At 69.8% G+C, this 20,295-nt stretch carries 20 protein-coding genes; 11 read left to right on the forward strand and 9 right to left on the reverse strand.

What is annotated here, in order from left to right; all coding sequences use genetic code 11:
- Nucleotides 1–14 precede the first annotated feature (14 nt).
- Together GBB76_RS17995 and GBB76_RS18000 are read left to right on the forward strand one after the other, a co-directional pair.
- Nucleotides 15–1,250: an arginine deiminase gene (locus GBB76_RS17995; protein ID WP_152304576.1), complete on the forward strand. Its 1,236-nt coding sequence runs from the start codon at nt 15–17 to the stop codon at nt 1,248–1,250.
- Nucleotides 1,251–1,408: 158 nt separating this feature from the next.
- Nucleotides 1,409–2,839: a basic amino acid/polyamine antiporter gene (locus GBB76_RS18000; RefSeq protein ID WP_152304577.1), complete on the forward strand. Its 1,431-nt coding sequence runs from the start codon at nt 1,409–1,411 to the stop codon at nt 2,837–2,839.
- A gap of 10 nt (nt 2,840–2,849) precedes the next feature.
- Here the strand turns inward: GBB76_RS18000 and GBB76_RS18005 are convergent, their stop codons facing one another.
- Nucleotides 2,850–3,752, reverse strand: coding sequence for a hydrogen peroxide-inducible genes activator (locus tag GBB76_RS18005; RefSeq protein WP_152304578.1), 903 nt, complete (start codon nt 3,750–3,752; stop codon nt 2,850–2,852).
- A gap of 178 nt (nt 3,753–3,930) precedes the next feature.
- On the opposite strand from GBB76_RS18005, the gene katG reads away from it, so the two are divergent.
- The 5 genes from katG (at nt 3,931) to GBB76_RS18030 (ending at nt 10,254) form a co-directional block, all read left to right on the forward strand.
- The gene (gene katG / locus GBB76_RS18010) at nt 3,931–6,111 is read left to right on the forward strand and encodes a catalase/peroxidase HPI (RefSeq protein WP_152304579.1); all 2,181 of its coding nucleotides are present in this window, start codon (nt 3,931–3,933) and stop codon (nt 6,109–6,111) included.
- A gap of 149 nt (nt 6,112–6,260) precedes the next feature.
- Nucleotides 6,261–6,473: a hypothetical protein gene (locus GBB76_RS18015; RefSeq protein ID WP_152304580.1), complete on the forward strand. Its 213-nt coding sequence runs from the start codon at nt 6,261–6,263 to the stop codon at nt 6,471–6,473.
- 142 nt (nt 6,474–6,615) lie between these two features.
- Entirely contained in the window at nt 6,616–7,545 is a 930-nt protein-coding gene (locus GBB76_RS18020) for a hypothetical protein (protein WP_152304581.1), read from the forward strand.
- Between the two features lie 71 nt (nt 7,546–7,616).
- Entirely contained in the window at nt 7,617–8,348 is a 732-nt protein-coding gene (locus tag GBB76_RS18025; protein WP_162375652.1) for a glycosyltransferase family A protein, read from the forward strand.
- A gap of 193 nt (nt 8,349–8,541) precedes the next feature.
- Nucleotides 8,542–10,254: a carbamoyltransferase C-terminal domain-containing protein gene (locus GBB76_RS18030; protein ID WP_152304583.1), complete on the forward strand. Its 1,713-nt coding sequence runs from the start codon at nt 8,542–8,544 to the stop codon at nt 10,252–10,254.
- A 2-nt stretch (nt 10,255–10,256) separates the two neighbouring features.
- On the opposite strand, the gene GBB76_RS18035 is transcribed toward GBB76_RS18030, so the two are convergent.
- Nucleotides 10,257–10,742 (reverse strand): hypothetical protein, encoded by a 486-nt coding sequence (locus GBB76_RS18035; RefSeq protein ID WP_152304584.1) that lies wholly within the window; start codon nt 10,740–10,742, stop codon nt 10,257–10,259.
- A 371-nt stretch (nt 10,743–11,113) separates the two neighbouring features.
- Between GBB76_RS18035 and GBB76_RS18040 the strand changes: the two genes are divergently transcribed.
- Nucleotides 11,114–11,524: a DUF2177 family protein gene (locus GBB76_RS18040; protein ID WP_152304585.1), complete on the forward strand. Its 411-nt coding sequence runs from the start codon at nt 11,114–11,116 to the stop codon at nt 11,522–11,524.
- A 30-nt stretch (nt 11,525–11,554) separates the two neighbouring features.
- Here the strand turns inward: GBB76_RS18040 and GBB76_RS18045 are convergent, their stop codons facing one another.
- From GBB76_RS18045 to GBB76_RS18065, 5 genes are read right to left on the reverse strand one after another with little or no spacing between them, the layout of a single operon-like run.
- Entirely contained in the window at nt 11,555–12,583 is a 1,029-nt protein-coding gene (locus GBB76_RS18045) for a cyclopropane-fatty-acyl-phospholipid synthase family protein (protein ID WP_152304586.1), read from the reverse strand.
- Nucleotides 12,580–13,344 (reverse strand): DUF1295 domain-containing protein, encoded by a 765-nt coding sequence (locus GBB76_RS18050; RefSeq protein WP_202911261.1) that lies wholly within the window; start codon nt 13,342–13,344, stop codon nt 12,580–12,582. The genes GBB76_RS18045 and GBB76_RS18050 overlap by 4 nt, the downstream gene beginning before the upstream one ends.
- Before the next feature lie 47 nt (nt 13,345–13,391).
- Nucleotides 13,392–14,270 carry an alpha/beta hydrolase gene (locus tag GBB76_RS18055; RefSeq protein WP_152304588.1) on the reverse strand — a complete coding sequence of 293 codons (879 nt, stop codon included), beginning with the start codon at nt 14,268–14,270 and terminating at the stop codon, nt 13,392–13,394.
- Between the two features lie 7 nt (nt 14,271–14,277).
- On the reverse strand, nt 14,278–14,946 hold the full coding sequence (locus GBB76_RS18060; protein WP_152304589.1) for a ChrR family anti-sigma-E factor: 669 nt from the start codon (nt 14,944–14,946) through the stop codon (nt 14,278–14,280).
- On the reverse strand, nt 14,943–15,509 hold the full coding sequence (locus tag GBB76_RS18065; RefSeq protein ID WP_152304959.1) for a sigma-70 family RNA polymerase sigma factor: 567 nt from the start codon (nt 15,507–15,509) through the stop codon (nt 14,943–14,945). The genes GBB76_RS18060 and GBB76_RS18065 overlap by 4 nt, the downstream gene beginning before the upstream one ends.
- A 210-nt stretch (nt 15,510–15,719) precedes the next feature.
- Here GBB76_RS18065 and GBB76_RS18070 point away from each other — a divergent pair, with 210 nt between their 5' ends.
- The 3 genes from GBB76_RS18070 to GBB76_RS18080 are packed head-to-tail and all read left to right on the forward strand — an operon-like array spanning nt 15,720 to nt 19,096.
- Nucleotides 15,720–17,069 carry an NAD(P)/FAD-dependent oxidoreductase gene (locus tag GBB76_RS18070; RefSeq protein WP_152304590.1) on the forward strand — a complete coding sequence of 450 codons (1,350 nt, stop codon included), beginning with the start codon at nt 15,720–15,722 and terminating at the stop codon, nt 17,067–17,069.
- Nucleotides 17,066–17,851, forward strand: coding sequence for a DUF1365 domain-containing protein (locus tag GBB76_RS18075; protein WP_202911129.1), 786 nt, complete (start codon nt 17,066–17,068; stop codon nt 17,849–17,851). The genes GBB76_RS18070 and GBB76_RS18075 overlap by 4 nt, the downstream gene beginning before the upstream one ends.
- 12 nt (nt 17,852–17,863) lie before the next feature.
- Nucleotides 17,864–19,096: a cyclopropane-fatty-acyl-phospholipid synthase family protein gene (locus GBB76_RS18080; RefSeq protein ID WP_152304591.1), complete on the forward strand. Its 1,233-nt coding sequence runs from the start codon at nt 17,864–17,866 to the stop codon at nt 19,094–19,096.
- A 58-nt stretch (nt 19,097–19,154) separates the two neighbouring features.
- On the opposite strand, the gene GBB76_RS18085 is transcribed toward GBB76_RS18080, so the two are convergent.
- Both GBB76_RS18085 and GBB76_RS18090 read right to left on the reverse strand, forming a co-directional pair.
- Nucleotides 19,155–19,529 carry a DUF2147 domain-containing protein gene (locus tag GBB76_RS18085; protein WP_152304592.1) on the reverse strand — a complete coding sequence of 125 codons (375 nt, stop codon included), beginning with the start codon at nt 19,527–19,529 and terminating at the stop codon, nt 19,155–19,157.
- Nucleotides 19,530–19,599: 70 nt separating this feature from the next.
- Nucleotides 19,600–20,289, reverse strand: a complete 690-nt coding sequence (locus tag GBB76_RS18090; RefSeq protein ID WP_152304593.1) for a FadR/GntR family transcriptional regulator — start codon at nt 20,287–20,289, stop codon at nt 19,600–19,602.
- Nucleotides 20,290–20,295 lie beyond the last annotated feature (6 nt).

The raw sequence follows: 20,295 nt of genomic DNA on the forward strand, positions 1-20,295 counted from the left end.
ACGGGAGCCTGATCATGGGTACCAGTTTCGGCGTGCATTCCGAGGTCGGCCAGCTGCGCAAGGTCATGGTCTGCGCGCCCGGCCGCGCGCATCAGCGCCTGACCCCGAGCAATTGCGACGCGCTGCTGTTCGACGACGTGCTGTGGGTCGACGTCGCCAAGCGCGACCATTTCGACTTCATCAACAAGATGCGCGAGCGCGGCATCGAGGTGGTGGAGATGCACAATCTCCTCACCGAAACGGTGGCGATCCCCGAGGCGCGCAAGTGGATCCTCGACAACCAGGTCGTGCCGAACAAGGTCGGCCTCGGCTTCGTCGACGAGGTGCGCGCCTATCTCGACGGGCTGCCCAACCGGGCGCTGGCCGAGACGCTGATCGGCGGCCTGTCCACCTTCGAGTTCCCCGAGACCATCGGCGGCACCACGCTGGAACTCATCCGCGACGCTGCGGGCGTGAACGAGTACCTGCTGCCGCCGCTGCCGAACACGCTCTACACCCGCGACACCACCTGCTGGATCTATGGCGGCGTCACGCTGAACCCGCTCTACTGGCCGGCGCGGCACGAGGAGACCATCCTCACCACCTCGATCTACAAGTTCCATCCCGACTTCGCCGGCAAGGTGAATGTGTGGTGGGGCGACCCGACGCAGGATTGGGGCCTCGCCACGCTGGAAGGCGGCGACGTGATGCCGATCGGCAAGGGCAACGTGCTGATCGGCATGAGCGAGCGCACCTCGCGGCAGGCGATCAGCCAGCTTGCCGGGGCGCTGTTCGCGCAGGGGGCGGCCGAGCGCGTGATCATCGCCGCCATGCCCAAGCTGCGCGCGGCGATGCATCTCGACACGGTGTTCACCTTCGCCGACCGCGACTGCGTGCTGCTCTACCCCGACATCGTCGACAAGATCGAGTGCTTCTCCTACCGCCCGGACGGCAAGGGCGGCGTCGAGCTTTCCAAGGACAAGGGGCTCGTCGAGACGGTGCGCGAGGCGCTCGGCCTCAAGGAGCTGCGCGTCGTCGAGACCGGCGGCAACGACTACACCCGCGAGCGCACGCAGTGGGATTCCGGCGCCAACCTCGTCTGCGCCTCGCCGGGCGTGGTCTTCGCCTATGACCGCAACACCTACGCCAACACGCTGCTGCGCAAGGCGGGCATCGAGGTCATCACCATCGACGGGTCCGAGCTTGGGCGCGGGCGCGGCGGCGGCCATTGCATGACCTGCCCGATCATCCGCGACGCGGTGGATTTCTGAGATGAGCGGCAAACTCCCTCTCCCCGTCGGGGAGAGGGTTGGGGTGAGGGGACTTCACGGCGCCGCAATCGCCTAGCCCCCTCACCGACCCGCTTCGCGGGCCACCTCTCCCCGACGGGGAGAGGAATGCTCGCCGCGTGGCTGTTTCAGGTGACACGATGACCGAACCCACCCGGCAGACCTTCTCCCTGCCCACGCTCACCGCCATGGTGGTCGGCTCCATGGTCGGGGCCGGCATCTTCTCGCTGCCGCAGACCTTCGGCCGCGTCACCGGCGGCCTCGGCGCGCTGATCGCCTGGGGGATCGCCGGCGGCGGCATGCTGATGCTGGCCTATGTCTTCCAGACGCTCTCGCGCCGCCGGCCCGATCTCGACGCGGGCGTCTATGCCTATGCCAAGGCCGGCTTCGGCAACTATCCCGGCTTCCTCTCGGCGCTGGGCTACTGGACCGTCTGCTGCCTCGGCAACGTGTCCTACTGGGTGCTGGTCAAGTCGACCTGGGGCGCGCTGTTTCCCGCCCTCGGCGACGGCAACACCGTGCTGGCGGTGGCGCTGTCCTCCGTCGGCGTCTGGGCCTTTCACTTCATGATCCTGCGCGGGGTGAAGGAGGCGGCGTTCATCAACACCGTCGTCACCGTCGCCAAGATCATCCCGATCCTGCTCTTCCTCGTCTTCGTGGGGTTCGGCTTCAAGGCCGACATCTTCGCGGCGAATTTCTACGGCGGGCCGGGGCTGGAGGCGGCCGGGCTGTTCACGCAGGTGCGCGGCACCATGCTGGTGACGGTGTTCGTCTTCGTCGGCATCGAGGGCGCCAGCGTCTATTCGCGCTATGCCCGCAAGCGCTCGGATGTCGGCCTTGCGACCCTGCTCGGCTTCCTCGGCGTGCTGTGCCTGCTCGTGCTGGTGACGATGCTTTCCTATGGCGTGCTGCTGCGGCCGGAACTGGCGGAACTGCGCAACCCGTCCATGGCCGGGGTGCTGCGGGCGGTGGTCGGGCCGTGGGGGGCGCTGTTCATCAGCGCCGGGCTGATCGTCTCGGTGCTCGGCGCCTATCTCTCCTGGTCGCTGCTGGCGGCCGAGGTGCTGTACTCGGCGGCGAAGATGGAGAGCATGCCGGCCTTCCTCGCCACCGAGAACCGCAACGGCGTGCCGGCGGCCGCACTGTGGATGACCAACATCCTCGTCCAGTGCTTCCTGATCCTGACGCTGTTCGCCGAGCAGGCCTTCCTGCTGGCGCTCAAGCTCACCTCGTCGATGATCCTGCTGCCGTACCTGCTGACGGCGGCCTATGCGCTCACGCTCGCCTGGCGCGGCGAGACCTATGAGGGGCAGGCGCGCGAGCGGCGTGTGGATCTGGTGCGCGCCGGCATCGCCACCTTCTACGCGACCTGGCTCGTCTTCGCCGGCGGCGTGTACTTCCTGTTGCTGTCGCTGGTGATCTACGCGCCGGGAACGATCCTGTTCGCGATCGCCCAGAAGGAGCGCGGGCACCGGGTGTTCACGGGGCCGGAGCGGGTGCTGTTCGCGATGGCGGCGGCCGGCGCGGTGCTCGCCGTCTACGGGCTGGCCACCGGACGCATCGCGGTCTGACGCGGGGACATTACCGGGTCGCCAGCGCGCTCTCGCGGACGGCGCCGGAGATCGCGGCGAACTGCCGGGCGAGCGGGTTGGTCTTGCGCCAGACCATGCCGATGGTGCGCGAGGGCTGGGGATCGCGGAAGCGCACCACCGAAACCGAGGCGGAACGGGTCTCGACCGCCACCGCCATTTCGGGAATCAGCGTCACCCCCATGCCGGCGTCGACCATCTGCACCAGCGTCGACAGCGAGCTGGCGTCCAGCAGGTCGCGCGGGGGCAGGGCAGGGGGGCTCTTGTTGCAGAAGGAAAGCGCCTGTTCGCGGAAGCAGTGGCCTTCCTCCAGCAGCAGGAGGCGCATCTCCCGCAGGGCGTCCGGGTTGGGCGGGGGCTTGCCCTCGTCCTCGCGCGGGCGCACCAGCAGGAAATTCTCGGTGAACAGCGGCGTCTCGGTCAGCGAGGGCTCGTGCACCGGCAGGGCGACGATGGCCATGTCGAGCCGCCCCTCGCCAAGCTCCTGCACCAGCCGGGGCGTCAGCGTCTCGCGCACATGGATGTCGAGCCCGTTGTGCAGGCGCTTGAGGCTGGCGATGACGTTCGGCAGCAGATAGGGCGCCACGGTCGGGATCACGCCGATCCGCAACCGGCCGACCATGCCGTCGCGCGAGGCGCGCGCATAATCCTCAAGGCCGTCGACCGCGCGTAATATGTCCGCCGCGCGCAGCATGACCTCCTCGCCGAAGCTGGTCAGCCGCACCTGCCGGCGGTCGCGCTCGAACAGCTCGGCGCCCAGTTCCTGCTCCAGCGCCTTGATCTGCATCGACAGCGCCGGCTGCGAAATCGCGCAGTCCTCGGCGGCGCGGCCGAAATGGCCGTGGCGCGCCAGAGCCTCGAAATAGCGAAGCTGCTTGAGTGTCAGGTTTGTCATAATCTCAACTTATCGTGGCGATCAGAAAATCGGAATTAATATAATGAAAGAGCTTTGCTAAGACGGTGCCGACCCAGGCTGGGAGCCCGCGCGCCTTCCGGCCGCGCGCAGGCGGGTGCACACGAACCGGCAAGCCGAAGACAGGGCGCGTTCCGCGCAGCGATGATCGGAGAGAATGATGAACGACAAGACTGACGAGGGCGCGGTGTCGAAATGCCCGGTCGCCCATGGCGCCAGCCCCAGGCAGAACAGCGACTGGTGGCCCGAGACGCTGCGCGTCGACCTGTTGAACCAGCATTCCTCGAAGTCCGATCCGCTGGGCGGCTCGTTCAACTATCGCGAGGCGTTCTCCGAACTCGACTATGAGGCGCTGAAGAACGACCTGCGCAAGCTGATGACCGACTCGCAGGACTGGTGGCCGGCCGATTTCGGCCATTACGGCCCGCAGTTCGTCCGCATGTCCTGGCACTCCGCCGGCACCTACCGTCTCGCCGACGGGCGCGGCGGCGGCGGCCGCGGCCAGCAGCGCTTCGCCCCGCTCAACAGCTGGCCGGACAATGTGAACATCGACAAGTCGCGCCGCCTGCTGTGGCCGATCAAGCAGAAATACGGCCAGAAGATCTCCTGGGCCGACCTGCTGATCCTCACCGGCAACGTCGCGCTGGAGACGATGGGCTTCCGCACCTTCGGCTTCGCCGCCGGACGCGAGGACACCTGGGAGCCCGACCAGGACGTGAACTGGGGCCCGGAGACGAGCTGGCTGAAGCATCGTCCCCTCGACACGTTCGACGCCCCGCTCAGCGCCACCGAGATGGGCCTCATCTACGTCAATCCGGAAGGCCCGAACGCCAATGGCGATCCGCTGTCGGCGGCGGCGTTCATTCGCGAGACCTTCGCCCGCATGGCGATGAATGACGAGGAGACGGTCGCGCTGATCGGCGGCGGCCACACCTTCGGCAAGACCCATGGCGCGGCGCCCGAATCCCACAAGGGCCCCGAGCCCGAGGGCGCGGGCATCGAGGCGCAGGGCCTCGGCTGGCACAGCGACTACGGCACCGGCCATGGCGCCGATGCCATCGGCAGCGGGCTCGAGGTCACCTGGACCCAGACCCCCGCCCAGTGGAGCAATTTCTTCTTCGAGAACCTGTTCAAGTTCGAATGGGTGCAGACCCGCAGCCCGGCGGGCGCGATCCAGTGGGAGGCGAAGGACGCCGAGGCCGTCATTCCCGACGCCCACGACCCGTCGAAGAAGCGCAAGCCCACCATGCTGACGACGGACCTGTCGCTGCGCTTCGACCCGGCCTACGAGAAGATCTCGCGCCGCTTCCTGCAGAACCCGCAGGCCTTCGCCGAGGCCTTCGCGCGCGCCTGGTTCAAGCTGACCCACCGCGATCTCGGCCCGCGCTCGCGCTATCTCGGCCCGGAAGTGCCGAAGGAAGAGCTGATCTGGCAGGACGTGGTGCCGGCCGCGAACCATCCGCTGGTGAACGACGCGGACGTCGCCGCGCTCAAGGCGAGCGTGCTCGCCACCGGCCTTTCGGTCTCCGAGCTGGTCGGCACCGCCTGGGCCTCGGCCTCGACCTTCCGCGGCGGCGACAAGCGTGGCGGCGCCAATGGCGCGCGCGTGCGGCTCGCCCCGCAGAAGGACTGGGAGGTCAACCAGCCGCTGCAGCTCGCCAAGGTGCTGGCCGTGCTGGAGGGCGTGCGCGCCGAGTTCAACCAGTCCGCCACCGGCGGCAAGCAGGTGTCGCTCGCCGACCTGATCGTCATCGCCGGCAATGCCGGCGTCGAGCAGGCGGCCAGGGCCGGCGGCCATGATGTCACCGTGCCGTTCGCGCCGGGGCGCACTGACGCCTCGCAGGACGAGACCGACATCCATGCCTTCTCGGTCATGGAGCCGGTGGCGGACGGCTTCCGCAACTACCAGAAGCCCACGCTGCGTGTGTCGGCCGAGGCGGCGCTGATCGACAAGGCGCAGCTTCTCACCCTCACCGCGCCGGAGATGACGGTGCTGGTCGGCGGCCTGCGCGCGATCAACATCAACACCGACGGCTCGCCGCACGGCATCCTGACCGACCGTCCCGGCGCGCTGACGAACGACGTCTTCGTCAACCTGCTGGACATGGGCACGCAGTGGAAGGCGGTGCCGGGCGCCAACGGCGTCTATGAGGGCCTCGACCGCAAGTCCGGCGAGACCAAGTGGACCGCCACCCGCGCCGACCTCGTGTTCGGCTCGAACTCGGTGCTGCGCGCCCTCGCCGAGGTCTATGCCAGCGCCGATGCCGGCGAGAAGCTGGTGAGCGACTTCGTGGCGGCGTGGACCAAGGTGATGAACCTCGACCGCTTCGACCTCGCCTGATCGCGACACCGACGGGTCCGGCGGCCGCCTGCGTGGCTGCCGGACCTGCGCGCTCTCCCCCTCGCCCTGCGTCGCATCGGGGGCTGGATTCGAGGGCGCTCCCCGGCCTATACGGTGCTTCGCGCAGCCGGGCCGGAGTGGGGAGCGTCATGGACGGGGATGAGCTGAGAAAGATCCTGTGCCGGCTTGAGACCGGAATGGTCCTCACCGTGCCGGACGAATGGATCGACCGCACCATCGCCGGATCCAATGTCACCCGCGCCCGCCTCGTCGGCGAGATCGCGCGGCAGTTCTTCTGCATCCACCGGCAGGATTTCGGCGCGCAGCGCTTCGAGAAACAGGAAGTGCCGTTCACCGGCTGAGGGCGTGGCGCCTCCCCCGGCGTGCCATGGCACCCGGCCGGCGGATGCGGGGGTGGTTGAATGAGGCGTGCTCGGGCATGATGGGATGGCTGTCCGTCCAGGGGACGCCGTGCGCGCCAAGGTTCCGCATGGCGGAAATCCGATGACCGCGCCACGCTGGCTTGCCCGCCTTGATCCCGAACGGGAACGCGCCCGGCGCGCGGCGGAGGATCGCGCGCTCGTCGCCGCCTCCGGTCTGTTCGATCCCGCCTTCTATCTGTCGCGGCATCCCGAGGCGGCGGACGATCCGCTGGGACATTTCCTTGAGGTCGGCGGGCCGCAGGGCGCCGCCCCGAGCGCGCATTTCGACGCCGACTGGTATCTCGCGACCAATCCGGACCCTCACCCGAGCCGCCGCAATCCGCTCGTGCACTATCTGCGCCGGGGCAAGTGGCTCGGCCTCCAGCCGCAGCGCGGTTTCGCGCCGGATGCCGTGCGCGCCCTTGCCCGTGATCAGGCGATGGTGGTGGGAGAGGAGGAAACGGGCACGGCGCAGGCCCTCGCCGGCCTGAGCGGACGGGCCGACACGCTGCCGAGCCATTCGAGCACCCGTGGCGGGGCGTTCGTCACGGCGTGGTGCACATTCGTCGGCCAGCTTGCCGTGCCGCCCGACCGGCTGATTGTCGGGGAGCGCCTGCCCGCCAGCCTGCCGGCCTGCGCGCGGCTGGCCGGCCTGGAGGCGGGCGACGCCACATCGCCGGGCCTGCTGGTGCTCGATCTGGTCTCCGGCGGTCGGCGCAACCGGGCCAGTGCTCTCGCGCGGTCGCCCCAGGCGTCGCCGATCGTGCTGGAACGGCTGGCACTTTCCGAACGTTTCGAATTCGCCGAGCTGGCCGTGCGGGCGCTGGAAATCCGGCAGGTGATCCTGATCGACTCGCCGGCGACCCACACGCTGTGGCAGCACTATCTCCAAACCCCGCCCCCCATCATGGCCGGGGTGACGATCGTGCGGCCCGGCGCCTGGGTACGGATGCGCCGCGACGGCATCGAGGCGTGGGAGATCGTGAGGCGGTGGCTGGGCCTGACCGTCTAAAATCCCGCCGCGCCTGCGCCTTCCCTGCATGCCCGCGCGGCATGCGTGTTTCTGCCAAGGACCGTTCTGCGTTGGATATCACCGCCGTCATCAACACCCATCGCGAGGGCGCGATCCTCCGGCCCACGCTGGCCAGCGCCCGGGCGGCGGCGGTGTATGCCGCCTCGCGCGGGGTGGAGGTCGAAATCGTGGTGGTGCTGGACAGCGCCGACGACGCCACGCGGCAGGTCGTCGCCGAGGCTGCGCGGGAGGGCCCGCTGCGGCGGCTCGATCTCGACGTCGACGATCTCGGGGAGGCGCGCAACTGCGCGGCGGCGGCGGCGCGCGGACGGTGGATTTCCTTCCTCGACGGCGACGACCTGTGGGGCCGGGACTGGCTGTACGAGGCCTTCCGCAGGGGCTCCCGGGAGCCCCGGCTCAGCGTCTGGCACCCGGAACTGTCCGTCTATTTCGGCGGCGTCGAGAAGGTCTTCATCCATCGCGACATGGACGATCCCGACTACGACGTGGCGGCGCTGGCGGCGCAGAACCAGTGGACCGCGCTCGGCTTCGCCCCGGCCGATCTGGTCCGGGAGGTTCGCTTCTCGAGCACGGACTTCCGCTCCGGGCGCGGCTATGAGGACTGGGCGTGGAACATGGCGGCCGTTGCCCATGGCGCGGTCCACAAGGTGGTGCCGGGCACCGCCCACCTCATCCGCGTGCGGCCGGATTCGCTCGGCACCCGCACCATCCGCAGCGGCAGCCGCCCTGTCGTGCCGCAGGGATTCTTCCGCAGTCTGATCGGACGTGCCGCGCGGCGGTGAGCCGGCGGCACGAGGTCATACATTGTTGGCGAATTGCCGGTAATGTCGGATGAAAGCAGGTGGCGGGCGACGCGGGCGTCGTCGTGCGGCCCGTCGGCGATTCCATGTGCCGTGCACGTGGTTCGTCCCGCAGCTGGACAGCCATTGATCCCGGCCGGCCCCTTCATGTCGGCGCCAACGATATAGTGGCCCTATGACAATTCTCGGCGTTTCCGACTCCCACAATGCTGCCGCCGCCCTGCTCACCCCGGAGGGGGCGCTGGAGGCGCTGCAGGAGGAGCGGCCCCGCCGCATCAAGAACTACCACGGCATCCCCACGCACTCGATCGACTGGCTGCTCGGCCGGCACGGGCTGAAGCCCGATCAGGTCGAGGTCGTCGCGCTGGCGGGGCACCTGCCCATTCCGCCGATGGACCGCGAGGAGTGCATCGCCTTCTTCCGGCGCTGCGGCCAGCTTCCCGGCCGGGTGCGCGCTCTGCTGCGGCACACGCCGCTGCGCCTTCTCGTCCATGCCGACAAGAAGCGGCGCCGGCGCGAGGCCTTTATCGGTCTCGGCTTCCGGCCGGAGGCGATCCGCACCTTCGAGCATCACGAATGCCACGCCGCCACCGCCTATTACGGGCAGGGCGAGCGCGACGCACCGATGCTGCTGATCACGGTGGACGGCTCGGGCGACGAACTGTGCTCGACCGTCAGCCTCGGGCGCGGCAACCGCATCGAGCGCCTGTTCAGCACCGACTGGAGCCATTCCTTCGGCACCATGTACGGCGTCGTCACCTACATGATGGGGATGGTGCCGAACGAGCACGAATACAAGCTGATGGGCATGGCGCCCTACGCCTCGCCCAGCGCCTCGCGCCGCATCGCCGACCGCCTGCACGGCCTGTTCGCATGGGCGCCGGACGGCGCGCCGACCTGGCACCGCACCTCGGGCGTGCCGCACACGCTGCACATGCAGCCGACGCTGGAGGCCCTGTTCTTCGAGCAGCGCTTCGACGCCATCATGGGCGGGCTCCAGCTCTTCACCGAGGAAATGCTGTGCGAGCTGGTGCGCCGCGCCGTGAAGGCGACCGGCGTGCGCCGGATCGCGCTTTCCGGCGGCGTCTTCATGAACGTCAAGGCCAACAAGCGGATCATGGAGCTCGACGAGGTCGACGAGCTTTTCGTCTTCCCCTCCTGCGGCGACGAGACCAACGCGCTCGGCGCGGCCTATCTCGCGCAGGCCGAACTGCGCGGCGGCGGGGCGGTCAAGCCGATCTCCTCCTTCTATCTCGGCCCCGACTGGAGCGCCGAGGCGATCGAGGCGGACCTCGCGCCCCATCTGGCGGCGCATGAGATCGCCATCGAGCGGCCGGCCTCGATCAACGACGCGGTGGCCGCGCTGCTGGTCGAGGGACGGGTGATCGGGCGCTTCGCGGGACCGGAGGAGTTTGGCGCCCGCTCACTCGGCAACCGCGCCATCATCGCCGATCCCCGCAATCCTGAGGTCATCCGCGTCATCAACGAGATGGTGAAGAGCCGTGACTTCTGGATGCCCTTCGCCTCCTCGGTGCTGGCCGAGCGCGCCGACGACTATCTGGTCAACCCCAAGCATGTCGCCGCGCCCTACATGATCCTGTCCTTCGACACCACGGAGGCGGGGTGGAACGACCTGAAGGCGGGCAGCCATCCCTATGACCGCACCTGCCGGCCGCAGGTGGTGACGCGCGAGGCCAATCCCGACTACTGGGACCTGCTCATGACATTCCAGCGGCTGTCGGGCGTCGGCGGGGTGCTCAACACCTCGCTCAACCTGCACGGCCTGCCGCTGGTCCATCGCCCGCAGGACGCGGTGCACGTGCTGCTGAATTCCGGCCTCGACACGCTCGCCATTGGCCCCTTCCTGGTGACGAAGAAGGCGCCCTGAGATCAGGCGACCTTTCCCCGGCGGGCCGAGAGGAAGCCGATGATCACCGCCACCGCCAGCACGACGAGCTGGGCGACGAGGAAGGGCGGCTCGCTCTGCGTCGGCGCGAGCGGCTGCAATGCCGGCAGCTTCTGGAACGACTGCACCACCAGCACAACCAGATTGAGATAGAGCGCGAGCGTCGCCGTCACCGCATAGACGATGGTGGCGATGCGGCGTGTGGCGCGGGAGGGCAGGGCGGCGGCGGCGAGCGCCAGCAGGGCCATCGAGACCACGCCGAACAGGAAGGCCGGCGTGACCCCGCTGAAGGGGAACAGGAAGCCGGTGAGGCTGGTCAGCGCGGTGGTGATGAGGAAGGCGGCCTGCCAGCCCCGCAACCAGCGTCCGCCCGCGAGCGCCGCCATGGCGACGAGGCCGGTAACGATGCCGACAAGGCTGACGCCGACATGGAAGGTCAGCAGCGCTTCAATGGAAAGGCCGGGTATCACGATGCGGCTCCTGGGGCGAGCGGGACGGCGGGTCCCGGAGTGAACGAGGCTGCATGAGTGAGGATGGAGGGGCGCGAGGCCCGTCGGGCGGCATGCTGTCGGCAAAGGCGCGGCGGCCGGCGCTGGACCGATTCCGCCGGGTCCGCGCGAGCCATGATCGGCACTCTCGGAAACCTTCCAGACAAGGTGCTTCACAATCCTCGCCTTTGCCAGTGCCAAGTCGCCGGCGCGCGCGATTTAGGCGCATGCGTCAGGCAGGGTCGGGAGCTGCCGCCTGCGCACGCTTTTCGCCAATGTGGCGCCCCGCGCAGATCCATGGCCCGCCCGCGTCCGTAGAGGACAGGGACAACGGCTTGAGCCAGGGTGGACCGATGGCGTTCCTCATCAGCTACGTTTCGACCGGCATCGTCTTCCTCGCGATCGATGCCGTCTGGCTCAGCCTCATGGCGAGCCGGCTCTACCGGCCGCTGATCGGCGGCCTGATGGCCGACGGGCTCAATCTCGCGCCGGCCATCCTGTTCTATCTGCTCTATGTGGCGGGCATCGTCGTCTTCGCCGTGCAGCCCGCGCTCGGCTCCGGGCGCTGGACCACGGCGCTCATGCTGGGGGGCTTCCTCGGCCTCGTCGCCTACGGCACCTACGACCTCACCAACCATGCGACGCTGCGCGACTGGCCGGCGCTGATCACCATCGCCGACCTCGCCTGGGGAACGGTGCTCACCGCCGCTTCCGCCACCGCCGGCATGCTCATCACCCGGCTGTTCGTCGGCACGTCCGGCTGATCGCGACGGCCCGCGCGCAAAACCCTCACCTCAGTCGCGCGGGCGCAGCAGATAGTGGCTGACGCCCCATTCCTCGCCGCCGCGATGCCCGAACAGGCCCGCCGTGGCGAGGTAGAACAGCCGCCAGCGCCGCCGCCACATGGCCGCGTCCGCGCCGTAGACGTCGCGCAGCACCTCGTCGATCCGGGCGCGGTTGGCGTCGAAATTGGCCAGCCAGTCCTCGGCGGTGCGCGCATAGTGCCGGCCGCTCCAGCGCCATTCCTGCTCGACGGTGAAACGGTCGGTGACGCAGCGGACGAGCCCTTCGCTCGGCATGATGCCGCCGGTGAAGAAGTGCCGGGCGATCCAGTCCTCCGCGTCGGCATGGTCGAAGCGGTAGGGCATGGCACGGTGCGTGAAGACATGCAGGAACATCCGTCCCTCCGGCGCCAGCCAGCCCCTGGCCCGCTCCAGCAGGGCGCGCCAGTTGGCCATGTGCTCGAACATCTCGACCGAGACGATACGCTCGAACGTCTCCGGCGTGTCGAAGCCGTTCATGTCGGCGGTGATCACGCGCACATTGGAGAGGCCGAGGGTCCGGGCCCGTGCCTCGATATGCAGACGCTGCGGGGCGGAGTTGGACACCGCCACGATCCGCGCCGCCGGGAAGCGTTCGGCCATGAACAGGGTGAGCGATCCCCAGCCGCAGCCGAGTTCGAGGATGCGCTGGCCATCGGCGAGGTGGGCATGGGCGAGGGTCTCCTCCAGCGCGCGGATCTCGGCCTGTTCGAGCGTCGCGGCGCCGCCGTCATAGAGGCAGCAGGAATATTTGCGGCGCGGGCCGAGGGTGAGCGCGAAGAATTCCGGCGGCAGCTCGTAATGCTGGTCGTTGGCGCGCTCGGGATGTTCGGCGATGGGCCGCGCGGCCATCTCCTCGGCGAAGCGGTGCACGGTCTCCGGCGGCAGGCTCGCCAGCACGCGGCGGGTGCGCCCGACCAGCATGTCGATGCCGAGGCGCGTCACGGGATCGGGCAGCGGCAGGCGCTCGGCGACACGGCCGGCGGCGGCGATGAGGCTCATGATCGTTCACTCCGCTGACGGCCCGCAGGACCGGGCCAGAAGGCGTTCACCCGCCGCTGGTAGTCGCGGAACGCCTCGCCCCGCGAGCGCAGCATGTGCGCCTCCGTCGGCGGGATGCCGGAGGCGTGGACCAGCAGCACATAGATGAGGAGAGGGGCGAGCAGCGCGACGGCGCCCCAGGGATGGGCGCCGGTGAAGCCGAAGGCGATGGCGGGGTAGGCGAGCCAGCCGAGCCATTCGAAGAAATAATTGGGATGGCGCGTCAGCCCCCACAGGCCGATATCGCAGACCCGGCCGCGATTGGCCGGATCGGCCCGGAACCGGGCGAGCTGGAGGTCGGCGACGGCCGCGCCGGCCACCGCCAGCAGCGCGAGCGCGATGCCCACCCCGTCGCCCCAGCGCCAGTGCGGCGTCGGATTGTGGGCCGCCGCCATCACCGCGACAACGAGGACCAGCGCCGCGAGGGCCTGGACCTGCAAGAAGAGAAACAGGCGCCGCGACGCCGAGGCGCCCCACTCCCGGCGCAGCTGCGCGTAGCGCGGATCGTCATGCCCCTTCAGCGTCCGCCGCAGGATGTGGCTGCCGAGCCGCAGCGACCAGAGCCCGACCAGCGCCGCCACCAGTATCTGCCGGGGCATCCAGCATCCCGCGACCGGCAGGAACGCGCCGGCGACCGCGGCAAGTCCGGTGGCAAAGGACCAGACGGTATCGACCCAGCCATGATTGCCGCTGCGCTCGGCGAGCGCCCAGGCGAAGGCCATGGTGAGCGAAAGACAGGCGGCGGCAAGCGCTATGGCCGCCCACAGGCTCACGCGGCCCTCTCCCCGGCGGTGACGCGGTGCACGAAGGCAGCAACGTCGTCCAGCGCGGGCGCGATGAAGCGCAGCGGCCGGGCGAAGGCGCCGAGCACGGTGCGATGATCGGCGCGCTCATAGATGCGTGTCGTCACCTCTCCGCCTTGGGCACGGATGCGGGCGGCCATGCGCCCGGTGTTGCCGGGATCGACCGCCGTGTCGCGCGCCCCCGTCGCGAGGAAGGCCGGCGGCTCGCGGCCGGTCACGAAGTTGATCGGCTGGCTCAGGGCCTGCTGCGCTTCCGTGCCGAAGATGTCCTTCAGCGTCGGGCTGCGAAGCGGCAGGAAATCGTAGGGCCCGGCCAGCCCCGCCACGCCGGCGATGTCGCGTCGCGCGTCGATCCGCTCGCCGGCCAGCCATTTCGGATCGAAGGCCAGCATGGCGGCGATGTGGGCGCCGGCCGAATGGCCGGCGAGCACGAGGCGCGTGGGGTCTCCGCCGAACCGGGCGGCGTGCTCGCGCGCCCAGCGCACGGCGCGGGCGGCGTCCCGCAGGAAGTCGGGAAAGCGCACCTGCGGATAGACGCGGTAATCGGGAATGAGGGCGACGATCCCCCGGCTCGCCAGCGCGGCGCCGACGAAGCGGTAATCGGCCCGCTCGCCTTCTTCCCAGCCGCCGCCATAGAAGAACACCACCACGGGACGCCCGCCCCCGCTCCCGCGCGGCGCGTAGACGTCGACGCCGTGGCGCGGGCCGTCGGCATAGGCGAGATCGGTCGTCACCACCACGCCTTCGAGCCGGGACAGCGTGTTCAGTGCCGCGACCGGCGCGACCCAGGCGGTCGCCGTGCCGCCGGCGAGCAAAGTGAGCGCGACGAAGGCAAACTCTCGCATGCCGGCCTCAGAGCCTGACGAAGGGCTGTATCAGGCGGCCGAGCAGGCCGGTGAGCCGCATGCCGCCCTCCAGTGCGGCGAGGCAGATGCATTCGCCTTCCGGGTCGACGATCGGCTGATGCTCAATCTCATGGCCCATCTCGCTGAGGTCGCCGGGCCTGTAGCGCCCGAAGCCGTCGGAGAAGGAGCCGGCCAGCACCTGCGTGAACTCGGTGCCGAAATGGCCGTGCTCGGGCAGTTTGCGCCCCGGCCCGACGCGCAGCAGCGTCAGCCGCGCCTCCGGGTCCTCGGGCAGCCGGAGGGCGCTCGCCCGCACGCCGAGCCCGATCCATCGCCACGGGCCCATCTCGCAATCGCGCAGCGGCTCCGGGATCGGTATGCCGCCCGGCAGCAGGGCCGGGGAGCGGCCGGGACGGGCGGGCGTCTGCGCCGCGCGGGACATGCCGTCCTCGGCCTCGATGATGCGCAGGGCCGCCGCGAAGGAATCGGGCGCCATCGGCTCGGGGGAGGTCTGCTCCAGCAGCGCGCCGCCGACGGCCTCGAAGGCGGCCAGGCGGGTGCGGCAGGTGGTGCAGCCGGCGAGGTGCACGGCGACCACGCGCGCGGGCGCCGCCGGCAGGTGGCCGGCCGCGTAGCGCATCAGCGTTTCATCGGTCGCGTGATGATGTACGGTCATGATTGAGCATCCAGCAGTGCGCGCAGTCGCCCGAGGGCGAGGCGCACGCGCGATTTGACGGTGCCCAGCGGCAGGCCGAGCTCACGTGCGATTTCCGAATGCGGTTTGTCACTGAAGAAGGACAGGCGCACCACGGCAGCCTGTTCCTCGGACAGCGACTTCAGCGCGGCGCGCACGCGGGTTTCGCGTTCGGCGGTCAGCAGCAGCGTCTCGCCGGACGGGGCTGCTTCTTCCTCCGGCGGGATCTCGTTCTCGGCGGCATTGGCGACCCGCAGGCGCCGCAGATGGTCGATCCGCTGGTTGCGGGCAATGGTGAAGATCCAGGTCGACGCGCCGGCCCGCGCGGGATCGAAATAGGAGGCCTTGCGCCAGACGCTGAGCATCGTCTCCTGCGCGATCTCCTCGGCCGCCGCGGGCGGCAGGCCGGCCTTGCGCAGAAACCCGTTCAGGCGCGGCGCGAAATAGCTGTAGAGCCGTGCATAGGCCTGCCGGTCGCGATCCGTGGCGACCTTGCGGATCAGCCCCGCGAGTTCGTCCCCGTCCGGCACCGGCTTTTCCTCCATGAGATGCGTCACGACGGTCCCCCGCCGGGCCTGCCGGAGGCCGGAAGACGTCTCGGATCGGGAATGGTCGAGCAGCGCATTCATGAACCCTTCTACGCGCGGTCCCCGGCGCCGGATCATTCATGGTTGAGGTGATCCGGCGAACGGGGCGCCGCGTACAGCCTAGACCAAGGTGGGGCGTTCGCTCCACCGATCAGGAAACCGCGCGGCATGAACATTCGTCAGGACTTCGCGCCCGGCTCCGGAGGACGGATCGCCGTCGTCGGCGCCGGCATTTCCGGCCTCTCGGCCGCGTGGCTGCTCTCCCAGCGCCACGACGTCACCCTGTTCGAATCCGATAGCCGGCTCGGCGGGCATTCGAACACGGTGGAGGTCGCCGGTCTTGCCGTCGATACCGGCTTCATCGTCTACAACGAGAAGACCTACCCCAACCTCACCGCGCTGTTCGCCCATATCGGGGTCGAGACGCGCGCGACCGAGATGTCCTTCGCGGTGTCGCTCGACGGCGGGCGGCTGGAATATTCCGGCTCGGGCCTGCGCGGCCTGTACGCGCAGCCGGGAAATCTCCTCTCGCCGCGCTTCGGCTCGATGCTGAAGGACCTGCTGCGCTTCTACCGCAACGCCCCGCGCGACCTCACTTCGCTCGGGCTGGACAGTCTCGATAGCTATCTCGACGCCAATCGCTACGGCGCGGCCTTCCGCGACGATCATCTCTACCCGATGGCGGCGGCGATCTGGTCGACACCGGCCGCCGAGGTCGGGCGCTATCCGGCGGCGGCCTTCGTGCGCTTCTGCGACAATCACGGGCTGCTCCAGCTTGCCGACCGCCCGGCCTGGCGCACGGTGGACGGCGGCAGCCGCCGCTATGTCGAGCGCCTGCGCCGCCGTTTTCAGGGCCGCATCGAATCCGGCTGCCCCGTGCGCGCAATCCGGCGGCACGCGGACGGCGTGACGGTGCACACGGGCGACGGCACGGAGTGGCCTTTCGATCACGTGGTGGTGGCGACCCATGCCGATCAGGCGCTGGCTCTGGTCGAGCGGCCGAGCCGGGCGGAGCAGGAACTGCTCGGCGCCTTCCGCTACAGCCGCAACGAGGCGGTGCTGCATTCCGACCCGGGCCTGATGCCGCGCCGCCGCGCGGCGTGGGCGGCGTGGAACTACCTCGCCGACCGGCGCGGCGATCCCCGGCTCTGCGTGACCTACTGGATGAACCGGCTTCAGCACCTGCCCGAGTCGCATCCCCTCTTCGTCACGCTCAACCCGATCGAGCCGCCCTCAAGCGACAGCGTCGCCTACCGCACGAGCTACGAGCATCCCCTGTTCGACACGGACGCCATGGCGGCGCAGGAACGGCTATGGTCGCTGCAGGGGGATGGCGGCCTCTGGTATTGCGGCGCCTATTTCGGGGCCGGCTTCCACGAGGACGGCCTGCAGGCCGGCCTTGCCGTGGCGGAGGCTCTGGGCGGCGTGCGTCGCCCGTGGCGGGTGGCCGATGAATCGGGCCGCATCGCGCTGCCTCCGGGCGGGGCCGCGCCGCATCTGTGGGAGCGTGTGTCATGAGCACGATGCATTCCGCGCTCTACGCCGGCTCCGTTCTCCATGTGCGCCTGAAGCCGCGCGTGCATCGGCTGGCCTACCGCATCTTCTCACTGCTGCTCGATCTCGACGAATTGGGCGCGCTCGACCGGCGCCTGCGCCTCTTCTCGCTCAACCGTTTCAACCTGTTCAGCTTCTTTGAGCGCGACCATGGCGCCGGCACCGATGTGCCCCTGAAGCAGCAGGTGCAGGACCTGCTGGACGCGGCCGGGCTGGAGCCGGATGGCGGGGCGGTGCGGCTGCTGACCATGCCGCGCCTGCTCGGCTACGCCTTCAACCCGCTGAGCGTCTATTTCTGCCACCGGCGGGACGGGTCGCTGCGGGCGATCCTGTACGAGGTGAACAACACCTTCGGGCAGCGCCATTCCTATCTGATCCCGGTCGGGCGCGATGCGGCCGCCCCGCTGCGCCAGAGCGCGGAGAAGCACTTCTACGTCTCGCCCTTCATGGACATGGACCTGACCTATGCCTTCCGGGTGGATCCTCCCGGCGAGACGCTGCGCATCGGCATCCTCGCCAGCGATAGCGAGGGGCCGGTGCTGAGCGCGGTGCATGCCGCGCGGCGGCGGCCGCTGACCGACGGGCAGCTCGGCCGCGCGCTCGTGGCCTACCCCATGCTCACGCTGAAGGTCGTCGCCGGCATCCATTGGGAGGCGCTGCGGATCTGGGCCAAGGGAATCGGCCTGCGCCCGCGCCCGCCCTCGCCGGACCGGCCCGTCACCGTCTCGCCCACGACGCGTTCCTGAGGACAGATTCCGATGCGTATCGACGCCGACCGTCTCACCGATCTCCCGCGCGACACGGAGGCAAGCGCCCCGCGTCTCCTGCTGCGCGAGGCGGTTCTCTCCCGGCTGCTCGGCCAGTTGTCCATCGGCCATATCACCGTGGTGACGCCGGAGGGGCGCCGCCTGTCGGGCCGGGGGGCAAGGCCGGGGCCGGACGCGACGCTGGTGCTGCATCGCTGGCGGGCGCTGCGCCGCCTGCTCATCGGCGGCGACGTCGCCTTCTCGGATGCCTACATCGCCGGCGACTGGTCGAGCCCCGATTTGCCGGCGCTGATCGAGTTCGCTGCGCACAACCTGCCCGACCTGTCGGCGCGCTTCGCCGCCCTGCCGCCGGTGCGGGCGTGGAACCGGCTCCGGCATGCGCTGCGCCGCAACTCCCGGGCCGGCAGCCGGCGCAACATCGCGTTCCACTACGATCTCGGCAATGATTTCTACCGGCTCTGGCTGGACGAGGGGATGAACTATTCCTCCGCCATCGCCATCGCGCCGGGCCAGAGCCTGGAGGACGCGCAGGCGGCCCGGCTGGCCCGCATCGCCGACATGCTCGAGGTCGAGCCCGGCCAGAATGTGCTGGAGATCGGCTGCGGCTGGGGGGCGCTGGCCGGCGCCCTGGCGCGGCGCGGGGCCGAAGTGACCGGCATCACCCTGTCGCGCGAGCAGCTCGCCTATGGCCGGCAGGCGCTCGCGGCGGAGCCGGAACTGGCGGCGCGCGCGCAACTGCACCTTCAGGACTACCGCGACGTGAGCGGCCGGTACGACCGCATCGTCTCCATCGAGATGCTGGAGGCCGTCGGCGAGGCGTTCTGGCCGGTCTATTTCGCCAAGCTGCGCGCCTGCCTCGAGCGCGGCGGGGTGGCGGTGCTTCAGGTCATCACCATCGCCGAGGACCGTTTCGAGGACTACCGGCGCAACACCGATTTCATCCAGCGCCACATCTTCCCGGGCGGCATGCTGCCCACCCGCACGCACATCGCCGAGCAGGCCGGCGCCGCCGGTCTCGAACTTGTGGCGAGCGAGACCTTCGGGCACGGCTACGCGCAGACGCTGGCGGCATGGCGCGAGCGTTACAACGACGCCCGCGCGCGCATCGAGCCGCTCGGCTTCGGCCCGGATTTCCACCGCCTGTGGGAATACTATCTCAGCTATTGCGAGGGCGGGTTCCGGGCCGGCGCCATCGACGTCGGCCTCTACAAGCTGCGCGGTTAGGGCATCGCGCCCAACGGACGGTCTCCGTCCGTTGGGCAAACCTGCCCCGACGCGCCGATCATTCGGCGCGCGACCACGTCACCGACTTGCAGAGCATGTCCGCGAGAATGCAGCCCCGGGTGTGGAGCCGCTGGCTTTCCACCCGCATCTGCATCGAATAGGTCAGGTTGCGCTGGGGATCGTAGGCGGTGCCCGCCAGCGTGGAGCCGTCCTTGGCGGCGAGGGTGAGGACCAGACGGTCGCCCACCGACTCCCCGCCGGACGTGTCGCCGATCCACAGATTGGTCGCGCAGATCTTGTCGCCGCAGGCGGCGATGCGCACCCGCGCATTGCCGTCGCCGCGCATCCAGACGCCGGCGGGATCGGGCGAGCCGGCCGACGCGGCGGCGGGGGCGAGGGCGAGAAGGGCGGCGAGCGCAAGGCGGCGGTTCATGACATCCTCCCGGGCGGAAGTGGCGCGATGAGCGTCCTACGCATCCCGGGATCGGTCGGATCGCTCCGCCCTACTGGCGGTCGAGCAGCTTGCGCTCCACCGTCTGCAGATGGCTGCGCATCGCGGCGGCCGCGCCGGCGATGTCGCGATGCTCGATGGCGTCGACGATGGCCTCGTGCTCGGCGAAGCTGTGATGGTCCGGCAGCGGCTTGAGCGGCTCGGTGCGCAGCCGTCCCCATGTCACGGCCCGGCGCACGGCGTTCAGCGTGTCGAACAGGCCGAGCAGCAGGGTGTTCTGGCTGGCCTCGGCGATGGTGCGGTGAAGGCGCGTGTCCCACGCCTCGTACTGGCGCCAGGTCTCGGCCTGCCGCGAGCGTGCGAGGCACATGCGCATCTCGGCGATGTCGGCGGGCGTGGCGGTGAAGGCGGCGGCGCGGGCGATTTCCGGCTCCATCACGATGCGCGCGCGCATGACCTCGGCCGGGTTGCTGCGCCGTGCGAGCGCGGCGATGTCGGCGAAGGTGTCGAGCGGCCGGCTGCCCATGAAGGTGCCCTTGCCGACATGGCGCCAGAGCTGGCCTTCCGCCTCCAGCACGTCGAGCGCCTTGCGCAGCTCGGCGCGCGAGACCCCCAGCGCCGCCGACAATTCGCGCTCGGGCGGCAGGCGGCCATCGTCGGGCAGGTCGATCTGGGCGAGGTATCCGCGCAGCTGGGTGACAATTCCCTTTTCCAGATGCGCGTCGGCAGGAGGCGTAAGCATGGATGT

The sequence above is a fragment of the Ancylobacter sp. TS-1 genome (assembly GCF_009223885.1).
Classification (GTDB): domain Bacteria; phylum Pseudomonadota; class Alphaproteobacteria; order Rhizobiales; family Xanthobacteraceae; genus Ancylobacter.